Consider the following 18,772-nt stretch of genomic DNA (forward strand, 5'->3'; position numbering starts at 1 on the left):
ACCGACGCTGCGCCCCTGGCTGCGTTGTTGCTCGTGCTGATCTTGAACCTGCGTCTGCGTCTGCGCTTCCTGCCGCACAGCATTGCTGCTCTGCTCCAGCGGCCGTTCCGCAGCGGTTGCCTTGTCGGTGTAGATCCGCTGATGCGCCGGGTCGGTTGGCTGACCCTGCACGGCAAACAGTCCGTTGCCGTCCTTGCTTTGCGCCACCATGTCGATGCGTTGCATGCCGCTGACCTTGGCTTCGAAGGTCATGTGGCCGGCCGCATTTACCAACTGCTGCCGATTGGCGAAGGCATTCGGACCGAGCTGCTCCAGCTTGTTGACGGCCTGATTGAACAGCGGGTGGTCGGGATTGGTTTTCTCCGAGAGCAGGGGCGTCTTTTCCGCCTGCTTCAACGCAGCCTGCGTATCGCGGCCAACCACGCCATCGTCCTGCAGCCCATGCGCACGCTGGAATGCCTTGACCGCCTCGCTGGTCCGTTGGCCATAGGCGCCGTCAGCCTTGAGTTCGTTACCGCCTGCGTCCTTGTAACCCAGTTGCTGCAGCGTCTGCTGCAATGTGCGCACTTCTGCGCCACGCGCATTTTCGCGCAGGACACCCGGCGCATCAGCGGCGGCGTGTGCCTGGCTGGGTTTGTGCTCGGTCGCTGCGTGAGATTGCTGCTTGTTCTGGCTGCGCTCCTGCAGCAGGTCGCGCGCCTCAGACAGCGGGTCGCTCGCATACAGCTTGACGCCCTTGGCGTGCTTGCGCTCGAGGTAGGAATCCAGCGAACTGAGCTCGACACCCTCGCCGCCACGGGATTGGCTGATCTTGAGCTGGCCATCCTTGGGGTCACGCACCACCATCGTGATGTGGTCGATGCCCTTGTAGCGTCCCTTGTCCCAACTCTGCGGGCCATTGTCCTCGCCGATGATCATGCCTTCCTTGAGGGTCTGGGCAGTCACATCCTTGCCTTGGATCAGCACGCCGGAGCGCAGCTCGGCCTTGCGCAGCAGTTCGGATGCACTGTCGAAACCAGGACTGAACTTTTCGTCCTTGGTGAAGATGGCCTTGCCGGCGCCCTTGTTGATCTCGTCCATGGTCGCGTTCTGCATCTCGACCACCCAGCCAGAACAATCGACCCTGCCTTTGTCGGGATCTTTCGCGCCCAGGCCGTATTTGACGTGATCGTATTTGTTGGTGAGGTCATAGGCTGCGTGAAGCGCAATGCCTTGCGCTGCGGGTTTTTCCGGCTGGGCAGGCGCAGAGTGCGCTGGCGCAGCGTGCGAGGGTGCCTGCTGCGTGGTCGAAATCGGCTCGATGCCTTTTTCAGGAATCCGGATACGGTCCATCTTCGTATCCCAGTACTGCACGAAGGTCTGTGCCATGTCCTTGTCGGACATGCGCCGGAACGTCGCCGAATCGACGCCGGTCAGGGACTTCAGCTCTTTCTCGCCGACATTGTTGAGAATGTTGGCGCGTGTGCTTTCCAGGCCAAAAGATCCCGTGGCGATCGCGGTCTGCAAAGAGCGATAGCCACCGGCGCCTTGCTGATGGGCCAGATACATATCCAGGCCATCGGGCTCGGGCTTGCCCGAAAGGTACGGCCGCCCATCGCGTTCGTGCCGATTGACCAGGCTCGTCCGGTTGTCCAGATACAGCCGCGCTGCTGCGTCGGTATTGGCCACCGCGTCCAGCTCGCGTCCGGCAATGCCGTACTGCTGGGCAGTTGGCGGCGTGAACTGGAATAGTCCTTTCGCACCGCCGGGGCCGCGACTGGCCAACTCGTCGAAGGCGCCGCCAGTCTCTACGTGGGCAAAACGCAGGAAGTCGTCACGCGGAATATTCCGCTCGGCCGCTTCGCGTTCGATGATGTCGAGCACTTGGGCTCGTGAGTAGTTCGTCGGCATCGCTCAAGGTCCTTGATTGAGTGCTGCAGCCACGCGGCTGCAGCGGTACGCCGCCCGAACCAATTCCTTTGGTCCTGTATCAAGGGGTCGGCAAATACGATTTGCTGGCGGCATCGTAGCGGTATTCAACCGTCGCGTCACCCCCGCTCGTCGGGGGAACGGCAGAGACCGTTACCCGCAATGCGGGCAGTCCTGGCTGCTTCACGAACGCAAACGTGCTGGTGTTCTTGACGCAGGCAATCTTGCCGGGCGCATCTTCGCCACAGTTGGCGCTGTTGTCCTCACCCGCCGGAATGTTGCCGATATAGGTCCAATGCTTGTCGTTGACGTTATCGGTTTCTTTCGGGTTGAACACGAGTGCGTCGTAGGAAAGGATGCGCACGCCCGACTGCAGGCTCCACGTCGGCACGGCCAGCACCAGCCTGCCGTCATCGGTGACAAAGGTCTGTGGTTGACGCGTCGTGTCGACGGTGTTGCCCTGCTCCATGCCGCCGAATTCGCCGATGTAAGGCTCTGCGCCAAGCAGCTTCCATGGAGACTTGCTCCCCGGTTCGCTGGCCACAAACGTGGCGTGAGCAAGCGTCACCTTGGTACCAGGGGCAGCATCGTGATTCTCGCGCTCGGCGCCATAGAGCTCGGGCGTTTCCCAGGCGAAGCCGGTGTAATACCGGGTACCGCCGAGTTCGAACTGAAAGCCGTACCAATAATTGATCCAGCTGCCATTGGCGACCTCGTAGGAGGTTGCGCCATCGCCGTCCACGTTGCTGATGAAATACAACACGCTGTCGGTCCGCGGCGGCTGCAATTGCTGGGTCGATCCCTGGGTTGCGTCCTGCATGGGAGGTGCATCCTTTTCTGACGGTTTTGGAGGAGTGCCGGCCGCGGCCGCGGCGGTCTTCGGAGCGGTGGCGTCCGGTGTCGCCTGTGTGCAGGCGGCGATCGTTGCTAGCGCAAGGACAAGTGAAATCTTCCTGACGAGCATTGGGGTGCATCCATTGCGGAGGGCGGCGAAAGTCTACTCCAGCCCGCCGTTGTGTCCAGTCGTTGCACCGGGCCTGGCGGCTCCCGCACGTCGTTGCGGCGCGGGGCTTCGACGTCGCGGATGCGCCGCGTTCGGCCTGTGCATTCGCTGACGCGCCAGCTTGCCGCTGAGCGGCGGACTTACGCCAAGGGCGTATTGGAAATGATCTCCACCCAGTAACCGTCCGGGTCCTTGATGAAGGCCAGGTGCTTCATGCGGCCGTCTTCCAGGCGTTTCTGATACGGCACGTTGAGGCTGTCGAAGCGTGCGCAGGCAGCATGGATGTCCGGCACCGAGATACAGATATGGCCGAAGCCGCGTGGGTCGCTGTTGCCGTCGTGATAGACCGGGCCATCCTGGGTTTCGGTGCCATGGTTGTGGGTGAGTTCGAGCACGCCGGGGATGCCGGCCATCCACAGGCGACGCTGCGCGTCGTCATCGGGAATGGCCGTGCCTTCGGGCAGCAGCGCGAGAAAATACAGGCTGAATTTTGCGTCGGCAAAATCGCGTGCGTCGAGCAGGCGGAAGCCCAGGACACGGGTATAGAAATCCAGCGACTGTGTTGCGTCCTTGACGCGCAGCATGGTGTGGTTGAACACGAAGCCGTGCGTGTCGGCGGGCGCGGCATTGGCGCCTGGCACGTGTTGCAGATCGTTCAAAGGCATGGCGGTCTCCTGGTGTGGATTGCGGGTGGGGGGTGTTGCGCGAAGGGGGATGGTAGCCAGGGCAGGGTTGTCGGCGTGTCATGGCGAAAGGGCAGCGGTTCGAATGCGCTGGCGTTGGAGGAGAGGGCCAACTGCATCTGCCCGTGCACGATGCCATCGCCTCAAAACCACACGCGCACACCGGCAACAAAGCGGCTGTCGCGTGCGGGGGCATCGTCCATCGCGGCGCGTTGTGCGCTATCGCCGAAGCTGCGGCTGTGCACCCAGCCGATGTACGGCGCGAAGCGGCGGGTAATCTCGTAGCGCAGGCGCAAGCCAAGTTCCACCGCTTCCAGACCGCTGCCAATGCCGCGGCGGTTGTCGTCGGTAAGCGCGATGTCGGCTTCCGCACGCGGCTGCAGGATCAGACGGTTGGTCAGCAGTACCTCGTATTCGCCTTCCAGCCGCAGCGCCGCGCGGCTGCCAGTGCCCACATACAGCGTGGCTTCGGTTTCGAACTTGTAGGGCGCCAGGCCTTGCACGCCGAAAGCGGCCCAGCTGCGATGTTCGCCTGCGCCGATGTCCTGGCGCGCGCCGATGAGTACATCCCACCATGGCGAAATGGCATGGCCATAGAACGCCTCCAGCGAGGCAGGTTCGGTGCGCCCGTCGTGCCGTTCGCCCTCGCTGCGCAGCCAGAGCCGGTCGATGTCGCCGCCGATCCATGCGCGCGATTCCCAGGCCTGGCCGCTACCGCGATGCGTGTTGGACGCTTCAAGCCGATCGAGCAGGACATAGTGGTTGATACCTGCCGAGTGCATCGTATGCGTGTGCAATGGTGCGAATGCGGCGGCGATGTCGTCCGCCGTGGGTGGGGGAATGGGGTCGCGAGGGAGTGGGTGACTGCGTGTCTCGGCGGGTGATGCAGGAGTTTGTGCAGCGTGTGTGGGCTGCGTGTGGTGCATCTTGGAGTGATCCATCGACGCGTGATCCATCGCCTGGTGGTGCATGGATGCATCGCCCATGGATCCATGCTTCATCGATTCATCGTCCATGGGGCCGGTACCCGTGTCAGCGTGCGCCATGTGAGCGTGGTCCATGTGAGCGGCCTGAGATGAGGCAGGGGTCGTCTGCATGCCATCGGTCACTTGCATCGCATGGTCCTGCATGTCCTGCGGTGCGTCCTCCAGCGCATCGTGCTGATGCTCCTGCGCAAGTGCAGATGCGCTCGCCAGGAACGCAGCAGCCAACCAGGCCTGTGTGCGAAAGCGACTCATGCCTCCACCCGCACTTCGCGCATCATTCCTGCTTCCATGTGGTACAGCAGATGACAGTGATAGGCCCAGCGGCCGAGCGCATCGGCACGCACGCGGTAGGTGCGGCGGGTGCCCGGCGGCATGTCGATGGTGTGCTTGCGTACCTGGAAGTTGCCGTGTGCATCTTCCAGGTCGCTCCACATGCCATGCAGGTGAATCGGGTGCTGCATCATGGTGTCGTTGACCAGCACGATACGCAGCCGCTCGCCGTATTGCAGACGCAAGGGTTGCGCGGAAGCGAACGCGATGCCATCGAAGGACCAGGCGAATTTTTCCATGTGCCCGGTCAGATGCAGCTCGATGTCGCGCCCGGGTTCGCGCCCATCCGGATCCTCGAACACGCTATGCAGATCGGCGTAGCACAGCACGCGGCGGCCGTTGTCGCGCAGGCCCACGCCGGGGTCGTCCAGGCGCGGTGCGGTGGCATTGCTGCGCATGTCGATCAGCGGGTTGCCGGTTTCGCTGGCGGGATGATGCGGCGCCTTGTCGTGTGCCTGGGCATCGTCGTGCGAGTGCATGGTGTGCGTCCCATGCGCCGCCAACATCCCGGGCGCGCCGTGCATTGCGGGTAGCGCGTGGTGCATCCCATCGCCATGTCCCATGTCCTGCATGGTCAGGATGGCGCGCCGATCCAGTGCGGGAATCGGCGCCTGCAAGCCGTGTTGCACTGCCAGCGTGCCACAGGCAAAGCCGGTGCGGCCCATGTCCTGCGCGAATAACGTAAACGCATCCTGGCCGAGCGGTTCGACGATCACGTCGAAGGTCTCGGCCGCGGCGATGCGCAGTTCGTCCACGCTGACCGGATGCACGTACTGCCCGTCGGCGGCCACCACGGTCATGCGCAGGCCGGGAATACGGATGTCGAAGTAGGTCATCGACGAGCCGTTGATGAAACGCAGCAACACCTTTTCGCCTGGCTTGAACAACCCGGTCCAGTTGCCGGCCGGCGCCACGCCGTTGAGCAGGTAGGTGTAGGTGTTGGCGTTGACGTCGGACAGGTCGGTCGGGATCATGCGCATGCGCCCCCACATGCCGCGGTCGGCCAGCGTGGCGCGCAGGCCGTCGTCGCGCGCATCGCGCAGGAAATCGACGACCGTGCGCTGCGCGTAATTGTCGTGGCTGGGCATCTGCTTGAGCCGGCGGAACAGGGCGGCCGGGTCCAGGTCGGTCCAGTCCGAGAGCAGCACCACATGCTCGCGATCGTGCCGGTACGGCGGCGGCGTCAGCGGGTCGATGACGATGGCGCCATACAGCCCGGACTGCTCCTGAAACATCGAATGGCTGTGGTACCAGTAGGTGCCGGACTGGCGCAGCGTGAAGCGGTAGTGATACTCCTGGCCCGGCGCGATGCCGTCGAAACTCATCCCCGGCACGCCGTCCATGTTGGCCGGCAGCAACAGGCCATGCCAATGCACCGAGGTGGCTTGGTCGGCCAGCGCGTTACGCACGCGCACGCCCACCGTGTCGCCCTCGCGCCAGCGCAGGGTAGGCGCCGGCAGGCTCTGGTTGACCGTGATTGCGGAGCGGGTGTGTCCGGTGAAGTTCACCGGCAGGCGGCCGATCTGCAGCGACTGGCTGCTTCCACGTAGCACCGGCGTGGTGGCCTGGGCGGCGGCGCGCGCGTCGTAGCGCCACAGGCCGCTGGCTGCGGCGACGCCGCCCAGGGCCAGGCCCTGGACGAAGCGGCGCCGGCTCAGACCGCTGGCGGTTGAGCCGTGGGAAAACGGGGGATCGAAAGACATGACATCTCCTGCGCGCTCCATCGGCAAGATGGAGCGCAGCGCAAAACTGAGGAAACCCGCGCAAGCACGCGCGGGGCCGAGGACGGCCAAGGCAGGGCCGTCGGCGCTCAGGCGATGGGAGGTCGTACCGGTTGGTCGGGCAGCGGGCTGCTGCGCCCCTCGGTCAGGGTGTCCGGCACCGCCGGGTGGCCGAGCAGGCCGGCGGCTACGGCAGGCAAGGTCAACAAGGCGAGGCTGGCGTGCTGCAGGCAATCGCAGCTGCCCAGCTTGCAGCAGTCAGGCGCGTGCGCATGCGTGGCCTTGTCGTGCTGCCACTGCATGGCTGTCGGCGGAGGCATCGCGTCATGGCACGGCACGGCTGCCGGTAACTCGCTCTGGGTCGCGGCGGTGCCTCCCGCCATGGTCGCGGCGGGCATCGCGCCCGACGCCATTGCCGGCATGGCCATGCCCACCGACGCCCACGCGCCGGTGGCCGTATTGGCAACCAGGCTCAGGCACAGCAGCAGGCGGAGCAGGCGATGCAGCACAAGTAGTCGCGGCAGTGACAGGTGCAGCGAGCATAGCATCGGCCCCCAGCTGTCCGCCCGATGCGCTGGGTGCGTAAGCGGGCAGGTGGGGGCGGTAGAATTGAGGCTACTTTCGCAGCCAAGTCCTGCCATGTCGCAGCGCCAGTGGGTGGCCGCCGCCATCCGGAAGATCGAGGCCGATTTCAATCGTTCGGCCGACACCCACCTGATTCCGATGGAACTGCCGGGCTATCCAGGCATCGACCTGTACTTCAAGGACGAGTCCAGCCACCCGACCGGCAGCCTCAAGCACCGCCTGGCGCGCTCGCTGTTCCTGTACGCGCTCACCAATGGCTGGCTGCGCGCCGGGCGCCCGGTGATCGAGGCGTCCAGTGGCTCCACGGCCATTTCCGAAGCATATTTCGCGCGCCTGCTGGGCGTGCCCTTCATCGCGGTGATGCCCGCCTCGACCTCGCCGGAGAAGATCGCCGCGATTCAATTCCAGGGCGGCCGCTGCCACCTGGTCGAACGCGCCTGCGACCTGGACAGCGCCTCGCACCAGCTCGCACGCGAGACCGGCGGGCACTTCATGGACCAGTTCACCTATGCCGAGCGTGCCACTGACTGGCGCGCCAACAACAACATCGCCGAATCGATCTTCAAGCAACTGGCCGAAGAGCCGCACCCGATCCCGGACTGGATCGTCTGCAGCCCCGGCACCGGCGGTACCAGCGCCACCCTGGGCCGCTACGTGCGCTATCGGCGCCATGCCACCCGCATCCTGTGCGCCGACCCGGAAGTGTCGGTGTTCTTCGACGGCTATTGCCGCGCAGTGGACGGCCAATGCCCCAAGGAGCTGGCCATCACCGGCGGTTCGCGCATCGAAGGCATCGGCCGCCCGCGGGTGGAATCGAGCTTCATTGCCAGCTGCGTGGATGTGATGATCAAGGTGCCCGATGCGCTGAGCCTGGCGGCCATGCGCCACGTCAGCGCCACGCTGGGCCGCCGCGTGGGCGGCTCCACCGGCACCAACTTCGTCGGCGTGCTGCAGGCTGCCCGGCGCATGCGCGACGAAGGCCGGCAGGGCTCCATCGTCACCATCCTGTGCGATGCCGGCGAACGATACGCGCACAGTTATTACGACCCGGCCTGGTACCAGGCGCGCGCGATCGATGTCAGCGACAGCGATACAGCCATTGCGCTGGCCGTGAACGGCGGCGATTTGCCTGCCTTGCCTTGTGCGGCGCTGGAATGACCGCCATATCCGGGACGTAGGCATCAAGGCGCTGCGCTCACCGCCACGCCCGTGCGATCGGTGTCCGCAGTCGGCAGGTCCAGGCGCGCACCGTGCCCTCGGTGCCGTGCTCACCTGCTGACGGTTGCGTGCCACGGTGTGCCTGCCACGTTTGCCGATCCTTGAATCCACTCATCCAGTCCATTGCCGGAGCGCTCCATGACCAACCCGCTGCTCGATCTGTCCGGACTGCCGTCCTTCGATGCGATCGGCCCCGAACACGTGGGCCCGGCGATCGACCAACTGCTCGCCGAGGCCGAGGCGGCGGTGAAGGCGGCCGAGCAGGTCAGCCCGGTGTGCTGGGACAGCTTCGTCACGCCGCTGGACGATGCCACCGAGCGGCTATGGCGTGCGTGGGGGCAGGTGGGGCACCTGCAGGCGGTGGTCAACACGCCCGAGCTGCGCGAGGCCTATAACTGCAATCTGCCCAAGGTGAGCCGCTTCGGCAGCGCGCTGGCGCAGAATCTGGCGCTGTATGCGCAATACAAGGCGCTGGCGCAATCGCCGGAAGCCGCACACTTCGATGAGGCGCGTCGCAAGGTGCTGGAAAACGCGCTACGCGATTTCCGCTTGGGCGGTGCAGAACTCGATGATGCCGCCAAGGCGCGGTTCGCACAGATCCAGGAAGAACTCTCAGCGTTGGCAGCCAAATTCTCGCAGAACGTACTCGACGCCACCGATGCGTGGTCGTACGTGACCGAAGACCAGACCCAGCTGTCGGGCCTGCCGGCAGAAGTGATTGCCGCCGCGCGCGCCGCCGCCGAAAAGGACGGCGTGCCGGGCTGGAAATTCACCTTGCAGATGCCGTGCTATCTGCCGGTGCAGAGCGATGCCGACAGCCGCGACCTGCGCGCGCGGCTGTATCGCGCCAATGCCGAGCGCGCGTCCGAATTCGGCGATGCCACGCTGGACAACAGCGCCAACATCGATCGCATCCTGGCCCTGCGCGCCGAGTTGGCGCAGCTGCTCGGCTTTGCCAGTTACGCCGACTATTCGGTTGCCACCAAGATGGCGCAGAGCCCCGACGAGGTGATGGGCTTCCTGCGCGATCTGGCCGCGCGCGCCAAGCCGCATGCACAGCGCGACCGCGCCGAGCTGGAAGCCTTTGCGCGCGACGAGTTGGGTCTGGATGAACTGCAGGCCTGGGACCTGGCCTACGCCTCGGAAAAACTCAAGCAGGCGCGTTACAGCTTTTCCGAGCAGGAGGTGAAGCAGTACTTCACCGAACCGAAGGTACTGGCCGGCCTGTTCGATGTGATCCACAGCCTGTACGGGCTCACCGTCAAACCCGACAGCGCGCCGGTGTGGCACCCGGACGTGCGGTTCTACCGGTTGGAAGATGCGCAAGGCACCCTGGTTGGCCAGTTCTATCTGGACTTGTACGCGCGCGAAGGCAAACGCGGCGGCGCGTGGATGGACGATTGCCGCAATCGCCGCAACACCGCCAACGGTGTGCAGACGCCGCTGGTGTATCTGGTGTGCAACTTCGGGCGTGGCAGCGGCGATGCACCGGCCACCTTCCGCCACGGCGAAGTCACCACGCTGTTCCATGAAATGGGCCACGGCCTGCATCAGTTGCTCACGCAGATTGGCGAGCTGGGCGTGGCCGGCATCAATGGCGTGGAATGGGACGCGGTAGAGCTGCCCAGCCAGTTCATGGAAAACTTCTGCTGGGAGTGGGAGCGCGTGCAGGCGATGACCGCGCACGTTCAGACCGGCGAACCGCTGCCGCGGAATCTGTTCGATCGCCTGCTGGCGGCGCGCAATTTCCAGAGCGGCATGTTCACCGTGCGTCAGCTGGAATTCGCCTTGTTCGACATGCAACTGCACAGCACCTACGACCCCTCGCAGGACAGCGTGCTGCAATTGATCGAGCGCGTGCGCGACGAAGTGGCGGTCAATCGGCCGCCGGCATGGAATCGCTTCCCGCATCAGTTCAGCCATATTTTTGCAGGTGGCTATGCGGCCGGCTATTACAGCTACAAGTGGGCCGAAGTGCTCAGCGCCGATGCCTATGCCGCATTCGAAGAGGCGCCCGATCAACTGGAGCAGACCGGCGCACGGTTCCGCGCCGAGGTGCTTGCGCGTGGCGGCAGTCGTCCGGCGGCGGAGAACTTCCGCGCGTTCCGCGGTCGGGCCCCGACCATCGATGCGCTGCTACGGCATAACGGCATGGCGGGCTGACGGCGCCGATGGCGCAGTCGTCATCTGCTACCGTCGCCACGGCGTTCGCATTGCATTGAGGTGAGCTGTCCTATAACCGCGACCTGGCGCCTCTTCGGGGGCGAAGCATGCGGCGGGATAGGGCACAAGGAGAGCGCAATGCAGCGACGTTTTTCATGGAGTGCGCTATGGCTGATGGCCGTGGCCCTGCCGGTTTGGGCGCAGCACACCGGCCACGCCAACAGTCTGGTTGGCCTGCGCGCCGGACCTTCCGAAGAGTACCGGCGCGTGGGCGAAGTTCAGCCCGGCGGTACGCTGCAGGTCTATGGCTGTCTCGACAGCGGCGCTTGGTGCGATGTGCGTTCACCGGAGGCACGTGGCTGGCTTCCTGCGGCCTCGATCGTGCTCGCTCACGGCGCCTTGAATCAGGTGGTGCCGAAGCTGACGTTTTCGCTGGATGCCTACTGGGACACGCATTATCGCGGCCGCGAATGGACCGTCGAGAGCGAGCGCGCCTACTGGCGCGATCACACTCCAGGGGACTCGCTGCCACTAGAGCTGCTGGCACCTGGCGGGGGCGTGACGGCGGACGGAGTACAGTCCCTGGCAAGGCGCGCCAAGGCCGAAACACGCGCAGAAACCGAGCGCACCCAGCGCGAGCGGGCCGTGATCGACCGGGCTGCGCTGAATCGGATAGATGCCGACAGGCGGGACGACAAGATACATCGATGCGAACGCTCGGGAAGTCAGGACGACACCGTGCAGAGCTGTATCTCCCAGGCACGCAGCGATTACGAGCAATCGGTTCGGCAACGGTGCGAAAATTCACGCAACCAGGATGACGCGCTACCGCGTTGCATCGATTAGGCACGCATCGAGTGCGACAAATTGCCTCGGCAATGGAAATTGGTGGCCGTCACGATTGCCAGCCAACCGCTCGTCGAACCGGGCCCGGCGTGCACTAGGAGGATACGCGCGGCTGGTCCCCGGGCCGGCACCAGCGGCGCAAGCGTGCGCTTGCTACGGCAGGCCTGACGCTTCGGCTGAGTGCCTGCAAGACCCTGGCAGCATTGCGTGATCTACGCGCGCGTTGCCGCATCGCAGGCGAGCCACCGCAGCGTGATCGCGGCGGTGGCGCCAGTGGTTACACCCGGCCGAAGACCAGTGCCGCGTTGGTGCCACCGAAGCCGAAACTGTTGGACATCACCGTGTTCAAGGTCGCGTCCTGTGTCTGCCGCAGGATAGGAAAGCCTTCGGCACTCGGGTCGAGTTCGTCGATATGCGCCGAGCCGGCCATGAAGCCATCGCGCAGCATCAGCAGGCTGTAGATCGCCTCGTGCACGCTGGCCGCGCCCAGCGAGTGCCCGGAGAGCCCCTTGGTCGAAGACAGCGGCGGCACGTAGTCGCCGAATACCTCGCGCACCGCGCCCAGTTCGGTGACATCGCCCAACGGCGTGGACGTGCCATGCGTGTTGAGGTAATCGATCGGGCGCTGCAAGCCCTGCATGGCCATGTGCATGCAGCGCACGGCGCCTTCGCCGCTGGGCGCGACCATGTCGGCACCGTCGGAGGTCACGCCATAGCCGAGCAGTTCGGCATGGATGCGTGCGCCACGCGCGATGGCGTGTTCGTAGTCTTCCAGCACCAGCATGCCGCCGCCGCTGCCGATGACGAAGCCATCGCGCTGCGCATCGTACGGGCGCGAGGCCACGGCAGGGCGATCGTTGAAGCCGGTGGACAGCGCGCCCATCGCATCGAACATGACGCTCATGGTCCAGTGCAGTTCTTCGCCGCCACCGGCGAACATCACGTCCTGCGCGCCATGCCGGATCAGATCTGCCGCCGCACCGATGCAATGCGCAGACGTCGCGCACGCGGCCGACAGCGAGTAGCTCAGCCCGCGTATTTTGAACGCGGTGGCCAGCGATGCGGACACCGACGAACACATCGTGCGCGGCACCATGTATGGGCCTACTTTGCGCACGCCACGGTTGCGCAGCAGATCGGCGGTTTCCACCTGCCATTGGCTGGAGCCGCCACCGGAGCCGGCAATCACGCCGGTGCGCAGGCCGCTGACCTGCTCGGCATCCAGGCCCGCATCGGCGATCGCATCGCGCATTGCCAGGTATGCGTAGGCCGAGGCATCGCCCATGAAGCGTTTGAGCTTACGGTCGATCAGGCTGTCCAGATCCAGCGCCACCGCACCGCCGACCTGGCTCCGCAGGCCTGCTTCGGCGTGATCGGGCAGCGCGGTGATACCGGAGCGGCTCACGCGCAGTGCACTGGAGACGGTGTCCAGATCGTTGCCCAGGCATGAGGTGATGCCCATTCCGGTAATGACGACGCGACGCATCAGAAATTCTCCGTTGAAGTGAACATGCCCACACGCAGATCCTTGGCGGTGTAGATCTCGCGCCCATCCACCAGCATGCGTGCATCGGTCTGCGCCATCACCAGCTTGCGGTTGATGACGCGGCTGACATCGACCTCGTAGCGCACCAGCCTGGCGCTGGGCAGCACCTGGCCGGTGAACTTGACCTCGCCGCAGCCCAACGCGCGGCCACGGCCCGGCGCGCCGATCCATGTGAGGAAAAAGCCGGTCAGTTGCCACATCGCATCCAGGCCCAGGCAGCCTGGCATCACCGGGTCGCCGATGAAGTGGCAGCCGAAGAACCACAGGTCCGGGCGGATATCCAGTTCGGCACGAATCAGCCCCTTGCCATGTGTACCGCCGGCGTCGCTGATCTCGGTGATGCGGTCGAACATCAGCATCGGATCGTTGGGCAGACGGCCGCTGTCGGGCGCAAACAATTCCCCACGCGCGCTGGCCAGCAATTGGTCGCGCGAGTACGTACTTTGACGAGTCATGACGAACGTGTCCTGCAAGGAGCGAGAGGCGAGGCGGGGAAGGGTGCATGAGGTCGCGCGGTTCAATCAAACGTTTTATCCGTACGCATGCGTGCTGTTTTCCGCTGAGTGCGCAGTGCGCAGATGCACTGTTGCAGGCGAAGTCGCGGTGCTCGGGACCGCCGTCGGCACATACGTGGCAGGCCTGCATGGTTGGCCGTGCAGGCGCTGTCGTCGGATGCGTTACCTTGCTATTGAGTACGCGCTCGTGTTCGCTTTGCCAATCCGTGGCGATGTCTCTCGACGCAAGGGGTGAGACGGCGCTGGCTTATCATGGGCGCAGACCTGCGACAGAGAACCCCGCTTGATGCGCAAGATCGTGCACGTGGACATGGATGCGTTCTACGCGTCCGTGGAGCAGCGTGACGATCCGGGCCTGCGCGGCAAGCCGGTAGTGGTGGCCTGGCGCGGCGCGCGCTCGGTGGTGTGCGCGGCCTCCTACGAAGCGCGGACCTTCGGTATTCGCTCGGCGATGCCGGCCGTGCGTGCCGAGCGCCTGTGCCCGGACGCGATCTTCGTGCCGCCGGATTTTGCGCGCTACAAGGCGGTGTCGCGGCAAGTACGCGAGATTTTCCATCGTCATACCGACTTGGTGGAGCCGTTGTCGCTGGACGAGGCCTATCTGGACGTCACGCACGCCAAAACCGGCATGCAGTTGGCCACCGAGGTCGCGCAGTTGATCCGTACGCAGATCCGCGAGGAAACCCAGCTCACCGCATCGGCCGGCATCGCGCCGAACAAGTTCCTGGCCAAGATTGCGTCGGATTGGCGCAAACCCGATGGCCAGTTCGTGATTGCGCCCAGCCGCGTGGATGCATTTTTGCTGCCGCTCAAGGTCAATCGCATTCCCGGCGTAGGCAAGGTGATGGATGGCAAGTTGGCGGCGCTGGGCATCGTCACTGTGGCCGATCTGCGCCAGCGGCCATTGGAGGAACTGCAGGCGCATTTCGGCAGTTTCGGTCAGAGCCTGTATCGCCGCGCGCGCGGCATCGACGAGCGCCCGGTCGAGCCGGATCAGGAAGTGCAATCGGTCTCCTCGGAAGACACCTTCAGCGAAGATCTGGCGCTTGATGCACTGGACCCGCACATCCTGCGGCTGGCCGAAAAGACCTGGCTCGCCACGCGCCGCACCGAACGCATCGGGCGCACGGTCGTGCTGAAATTGAAGACCTCGAATTTTCGCATCCTGACGCGCTCCTACACGCCCGAGCAGCCGCCTACCTCGCAGGAGGCGCTGGCGCAGATTGCCCTGGCATTGACCCGCCGCGTGGAGCTGCCCACGCAGACGCGCTATCGCCTGGTCGGTGTGGGCCTGAGCGGTTTCAGCGATGTCGAAGATGGCGCCGTGCAGGGGCAGTTGTTCGGCCAGATGCCGCCGTTGGAGTGAGCGGCGCGGGCTGCATTGCGTCTCGCATGCGGCGATGACTGCATCTAACGCAGGTGGCGAGCAATCCACGGTGCTTGGCAGTGACACGCGCTGAATCTTGCACTGCGTACACTGCGGCTCTCCCACGCACGAGGCCGTCCGAATGTTTCCGTATCCGCTGGTGATCTTCGACCTGGATGGCACGCTGGTGGACAGCGCACCCAATATCGCCGAGGCTCTCAACGGCACATTGCAGGAGCTGGGGCTACAGCAGTTCAGCCAAGCCACGATCCGCAGCTGGATCGGCGAAGGCGTCAAGGTATTGCTTGCCACCGCATTGCGCGAAGCCGGCAGCACGCGCGATGCCGATGCCGAAATGCCGGTGATGATGCGCCATTACGAGGCGAGCCTGCTGCACGACCCGCAGTTGTACCCGGGCGTTGCCGAGGCGCTGGCCGGCCTGCGCGATGCGGGCGCCACGCTGGCCTTGTGCACCAACAAGCCTGCGCGTTTTATCGCGCCGTTGCTGGAGCATCTGGGTATCGCCGCGCATTTCAGCCGTGTGCTCGGGGGCGATTCGTTGCCACAGCGCAAGCCCGACCCGGCACCGCTGCTGCAGCTTGCCAGTCACTTTCAACGCAGCCCGCAACAGTGTTTGATGGTTGGCGATTCGGCCACCGATGCCGCCGCCGCAAACGCCGCGAACATGCCGCTGGCGATGGTGCGTTACGGCTACCTGCGCGGTTTCGATGTGCAGCGCGCCGGTGCCGTGGCCATCGTCGACGACATGCGTGAACTGCTCGCGTTGCGCTGACCTGCGCGCGCACCACGGATCGACCGATGCGGCGGCGTGCGTTACGGCCGCAGGCCCAAGCTCGGGCGTCTGCGCTGAAGCGGGAGATTGTGCAACAGCGACCTGTGCCGCTGAGCAGCCAGCACCCAAGACACGGTGGTGAGCCATGCATGCCGACCGGTGCGTGTCGTCGCAGGACCTTGCGCTTCAGGCTCTGAAACGGGCCATGCGTAGTGCGACGCGAGGCTGCATGCATGAGCGCGCGTATGGGCCAGCTGCATCGATCAGCCGATTGCCGGGCGCTGCCGGCCGATTCAATCCTCGCCTGCTCGCTCTGCATCCGCAGCGTCGTAAAGGTCGGTTGCCGTATCCGCGTCGCCGTGCGTATCGTCGTTGTCGGCGCGCACATAGTGCACGGTTTCCACCGGACCGCCGACGGCACGGCCGCGCACCGGCAGCAGCGCGCTGGCCGCTTCATATTCAGCGAGCAAGGCATGCCGGCGCGCTTCGGGCACGTCCTGCCAATGGCAATCGGCCAACGCGCCTTCCAACGAATACAGCAGGTTGAGGCTGGGCTTGAAGCCCGCGCGGCGCACCTTGACGAATGCGCCCACCGCACCCACCGCTTGCAGGTCCTGCTGCGTGCGCAGCCCGACCTGGCGCAGCCATGCCGCGCTTTTGGGCCCGATGTTGCGCATCCGCTCGGTGGTCACGCCAGCGCGTCTACGAAGAGTTGCGCAATGGCTTCCAGGCCACGTTGATCGTCGGCATCGAAGCGGTCCAGCTCCGGGCTATCCAGGTCCAGCACGCCGATCAGCGCATCGCCTTTGACCAGTGGAATCACCAGCTCCGAGCGCGATGCCGAATCGCAGGCAATATGCCCGGGGAACGCGTCCACATCGGCAATGCGCTGGCTCTGCCGGGTACTGGCGGCCGCACCGCACACGCCCTTGTCCAGCGGGATGCGCACGCACGCCGGCAGGCCCTGGAACGGCCCCACCACCAGCTCGCGGCCGTCGTAGAAGTAGAAGCCGGCCCAGTTGAGCGACGGCAACGAATGGAAGATCAGCGCGGCCAGATTGGCGGCATTGGCGATCCGGTCCGGCTCGCCGTGCACCAGTGCCTGGGCCTGGGCGGTGAGCTGGGCATATTGTTCCGGCTTGCTGCCGGTCAGCGAAGAGGTGGCGAACATCGGCAAAGTTTAGCAGTGGCCGTCTTGCAGCGTGGTTGCGATCGGGCAAGGAACGCGCAGGAGCTTTCCAGCACTGAATCGCGATCATTGGCCAAGGCAGCCAGGGGCCCGCACATGGGCAATGTGGCTTCGCAGGCAAACGACACCAACTGTCCTCAGCCGCACGTGCAGCGCGCACGGTATGCTGCGCGCCCTCACGGCAATGGCGGCGCGGCCGCAGGATCAGGCGTATGCAGCATCCAGCTTTTTATGTCACCGGCACCGATACCGGCATCGGCAAGACCATGGGAAGCACCGCGCTGTTGCACGCCTTGCGCGCACGCGGCCATCGCGCCGTCGGCATGAAGCCGGTGGCCAGCGGCTGCGAGCACACGCCGCAGGGTTGGCGTAACGAAGACGCGCTGGCGCTGCAGGCGGCCAGCGATCCGCAGCCGGACTACGCCACGCTCAATCCCTACGCCTTGCCGGCGCCGCTGGCACCGGAACTGGCGGCGGCCGATGTCGGCGTAACGCTGGCGCTGGAGCCCATCGCACACGCGTTCGCGCAATTGCTCACGCAGGCCGAGGTGGTGGTGGTGGAAGGGGTGGGCGGGTGGGCCGCGCCGCTGAGCGCGACCCTGGACCAAGCCGATCTGGTGCGCGCCTTGCAGCTGCCGGTGGTGCTGGTGGTCGGCGTGCGGCTGGGCTGCATCAACCACGCGCGGCTCACTGCTGCGGCCATCGCCGCCGATGGGCTGCAGTGCATCGGGTGGATCGCCAATGAAATCGATCCGCAGATGGAGCGCATCGAAGAGAACATCGGCATGCTGCGCCAGCGCCTGGCGATGCCGTGCTGGGGCCGGATCCCGTGGCGGCCGGGCGCCGACGCTGCCGCCCAGGCACACGGGCTGCAGTTGCCGCGCTAGCTGGCACGGCGCGCTCGCGCGGGCAATAAAAAAGCCCGACAGAGGGAGGGATCTGTCGGGCCGGATTGCACGGGGGGAGGGACCCATGCAAAGACGCTGAATTTATTGGCGCTTACTTACGCCGGGTCTTGCCTGATGCGCCGGCCTGGTCGCTGCCGTTTTCGAACTGCTGCTTGGCAAACTGCCCAAGCTCGCTGGACATCTTCAATCCCAGCCCGACCACTTCCTGATTGACCGAGGCCAGGCGTTCCAGGTTGTCGCGCGCAACCTGCAAGCCTTTCGGCCAGAGCGTCTGGTAGGCGCCCAGATCGCGCGCCTGCGCAAACTCGCCGAAGAAGCTGCTGGTCGCGTTGACGTTGCGTTCCAGTGTCTCCAAGGCCAACTGGTTGGCACGTGCTGCGACAGACGCGAACTGATTGGTGAAGCTGTTTTCGAACTGCGCCGACATTGCGAACCCCTTGGGGAAAGCCGTGACCGTTTGTTGCGTTGCAGCATACGCCGATGTTGCTGCGATGCAACACGTTTCCTGAAGATTTTCCAAACGTGCGTAGAAGCGCTTTAACATCAATAGCTTAGCTGGCCGCTCAGATGAGAAAAGCCGCCAGCTGGCGGCTTCAGGTCACCCCACTGCGCTGCCGCTCAGCCGCGATAGCGACAGCCGGAGGTGCAGGTCTCGTGCACCACGATCTCGCTCAGCTGCGGCAGCGCCGGCTTGAGCTGCTGCCAGATCCAGATCGCCAGGCGTTCGCTGGTGGGGTTTTCCAACCCTTCGATGTCGTTGAGGTAATGGTGGTCCAGGCGGTCGTAGATCGGCTGGAAAGCCGCCTTGATGTCGCCGAAATCCATGATCCAGCCGGTCTCGGCGCCGGGTTCGCCGCTGACATGCAGCTCGACGCGAAACGAATGGCCGTGCAGGCGCGCGCATTTATGCCCAGGCGGCACGTTGGGAAGCCGGTGCGCGGCTTCCAGGGTGAAGACCTTGAAGATGTCCATGATGGTGGTTCGGCAAGCAGGAAGAGGGAGGGATGCGTGA

At 65.0% G+C, this 18,772-nt stretch carries 18 protein-coding genes; 6 read left to right on the forward strand and 12 right to left on the reverse strand.

The window, feature by feature from the left end; all coding sequences use genetic code 11:
* From LN450_RS00840 to LN450_RS00865, 6 genes are all read right to left on the reverse strand, one after another.
* Window positions 1-1,863 (reverse strand): peptidoglycan-binding protein (locus tag LN450_RS00840; protein ID WP_039417794.1); only part of this gene is annotated, 1,863 nt, incomplete at its 3' end.
* Between the two features lie 106 nt (window positions 1,864-1,969).
* Window positions 1,970-2,728, reverse strand: a complete 759-nt coding sequence (locus LN450_RS00845; RefSeq protein ID WP_039417792.1) for a hypothetical protein — start codon at window positions 2,726-2,728, stop codon at window positions 1,970-1,972.
* A gap of 323 nt (window positions 2,729-3,051) precedes the next feature.
* Complete coding sequence (gene gloA / locus LN450_RS00850; RefSeq protein WP_005914729.1) at window positions 3,052-3,576, reverse strand: lactoylglutathione lyase; 525 nt, start codon at window positions 3,574-3,576, stop codon at window positions 3,052-3,054.
* 161 nt (window positions 3,577-3,737) lie between these two features.
* The gene (locus LN450_RS00855) at window positions 3,738-4,832 is read right to left on the reverse strand and encodes a copper resistance protein B (RefSeq protein ID WP_011348642.1); all 1,095 of its coding nucleotides are present in this window, start codon (window positions 4,830-4,832) and stop codon (window positions 3,738-3,740) included.
* Window positions 4,829-6,634: a copper resistance system multicopper oxidase gene (locus LN450_RS00860; protein WP_039417790.1), complete on the reverse strand. Its 1,806-nt coding sequence runs from the start codon at window positions 6,632-6,634 to the stop codon at window positions 4,829-4,831. The genes LN450_RS00855 and LN450_RS00860 overlap by 4 nt, the downstream gene beginning before the upstream one ends.
* Before the next feature lie 86 nt (window positions 6,635-6,720).
* Window positions 6,721-7,179 (reverse strand): CopL family metal-binding regulatory protein, encoded by a 459-nt coding sequence (locus tag LN450_RS00865; protein ID WP_011348640.1) that lies wholly within the window; start codon window positions 7,177-7,179, stop codon window positions 6,721-6,723.
* Between the two features lie 91 nt (window positions 7,180-7,270).
* Between LN450_RS00865 and LN450_RS00870 the strand changes: the two genes are divergently transcribed.
* The 3 genes from LN450_RS00870 to LN450_RS00880 all read left to right on the forward strand — a co-directional run bounded on the left by LN450_RS00870 (window position 7,271) and on the right by LN450_RS00880 (window position 11,443).
* A complete protein-coding gene (locus LN450_RS00870) occupies window positions 7,271-8,374 on the forward strand; it encodes a PLP-dependent cysteine synthase family protein (protein ID WP_005914733.1) in 1,104 nt (367 codons plus the stop codon).
* A gap of 198 nt (window positions 8,375-8,572) precedes the next feature.
* A complete protein-coding gene (locus LN450_RS00875) occupies window positions 8,573-10,597 on the forward strand; it encodes a M3 family metallopeptidase (RefSeq protein ID WP_011348639.1) in 2,025 nt (674 codons plus the stop codon).
* Between the two features lie 138 nt (window positions 10,598-10,735).
* Window positions 10,736-11,443 carry an SH3 domain-containing protein gene (locus LN450_RS00880; RefSeq protein WP_011348638.1) on the forward strand — a complete coding sequence of 236 codons (708 nt, stop codon included), beginning with the start codon at window positions 10,736-10,738 and terminating at the stop codon, window positions 11,441-11,443.
* 277 nt (window positions 11,444-11,720) lie between these two features.
* Here LN450_RS00880 and fabB read toward each other — a convergent pair whose 3' ends face one another.
* Both fabB and fabA read right to left on the reverse strand, forming a co-directional pair.
* Window positions 11,721-12,929, reverse strand: coding sequence for a beta-ketoacyl-ACP synthase I (fabB, locus tag LN450_RS00885; protein WP_011348637.1), 1,209 nt, complete (start codon window positions 12,927-12,929; stop codon window positions 11,721-11,723).
* Window positions 12,929-13,444, reverse strand: coding sequence for a 3-hydroxyacyl-[acyl-carrier-protein] dehydratase FabA (fabA, locus tag LN450_RS00890; RefSeq protein ID WP_011348636.1), 516 nt, complete (start codon window positions 13,442-13,444; stop codon window positions 12,929-12,931). The genes fabB and fabA overlap by 1 nt, the downstream gene beginning before the upstream one ends.
* 346 nt (window positions 13,445-13,790) lie before the next feature.
* Between fabA and dinB the strand changes: the two genes are divergently transcribed.
* Both dinB and gph read left to right on the forward strand, forming a co-directional pair.
* Window positions 13,791-14,870 (forward strand): DNA polymerase IV, encoded by a 1,080-nt coding sequence (gene dinB / locus LN450_RS00895; protein WP_008571016.1) that lies wholly within the window; start codon window positions 13,791-13,793, stop codon window positions 14,868-14,870.
* Between the two features lie 142 nt (window positions 14,871-15,012).
* Window positions 15,013-15,663 carry a phosphoglycolate phosphatase gene (gene gph / locus LN450_RS00900; RefSeq protein ID WP_011348635.1) on the forward strand — a complete coding sequence of 217 codons (651 nt, stop codon included), beginning with the start codon at window positions 15,013-15,015 and terminating at the stop codon, window positions 15,661-15,663.
* Window positions 15,664-15,956: 293 nt separating this feature from the next.
* Here gph and LN450_RS00905 read toward each other — a convergent pair whose 3' ends face one another.
* Window positions 15,957-16,355: a TfoX/Sxy family protein gene (locus LN450_RS00905; RefSeq protein ID WP_008571013.1), complete on the reverse strand. Its 399-nt coding sequence runs from the start codon at window positions 16,353-16,355 to the stop codon at window positions 15,957-15,959.
* Entirely contained in the window at window positions 16,352-16,834 is a 483-nt protein-coding gene (locus LN450_RS00910; protein WP_005920832.1) for a GAF domain-containing protein, read from the reverse strand. Before LN450_RS00910 ends, LN450_RS00905 begins: the two co-directional genes overlap by 4 nt.
* A 230-nt stretch (window positions 16,835-17,064) precedes the next feature.
* Between LN450_RS00910 and bioD the strand changes: the two genes are divergently transcribed.
* The gene (gene bioD / locus LN450_RS00915) at window positions 17,065-17,739 is read left to right on the forward strand and encodes a dethiobiotin synthase (protein ID WP_011348633.1); all 675 of its coding nucleotides are present in this window, start codon (window positions 17,065-17,067) and stop codon (window positions 17,737-17,739) included.
* Window positions 17,740-17,851: 112 nt separating this feature from the next.
* On the opposite strand, the gene LN450_RS00920 is transcribed toward bioD, so the two are convergent.
* A complete protein-coding gene (locus tag LN450_RS00920) occupies window positions 17,852-18,187 on the reverse strand; it encodes a phasin family protein (RefSeq protein WP_014091104.1) in 336 nt (111 codons plus the stop codon).
* Between the two features lie 191 nt (window positions 18,188-18,378).
* Complete coding sequence (gene queD, locus LN450_RS00925; RefSeq protein WP_008576903.1) at window positions 18,379-18,732, reverse strand: 6-carboxytetrahydropterin synthase QueD; 354 nt, start codon at window positions 18,730-18,732, stop codon at window positions 18,379-18,381.
* Window positions 18,733-18,772: the final 40 nt, after the last annotated feature.

Origin of the sequence: Xanthomonas euvesicatoria pv. euvesicatoria, from assembly GCF_020880415.1 — a bacterium.
GTDB lineage: Bacteria > Pseudomonadota > Gammaproteobacteria > Xanthomonadales > Xanthomonadaceae > Xanthomonas > Xanthomonas euvesicatoria.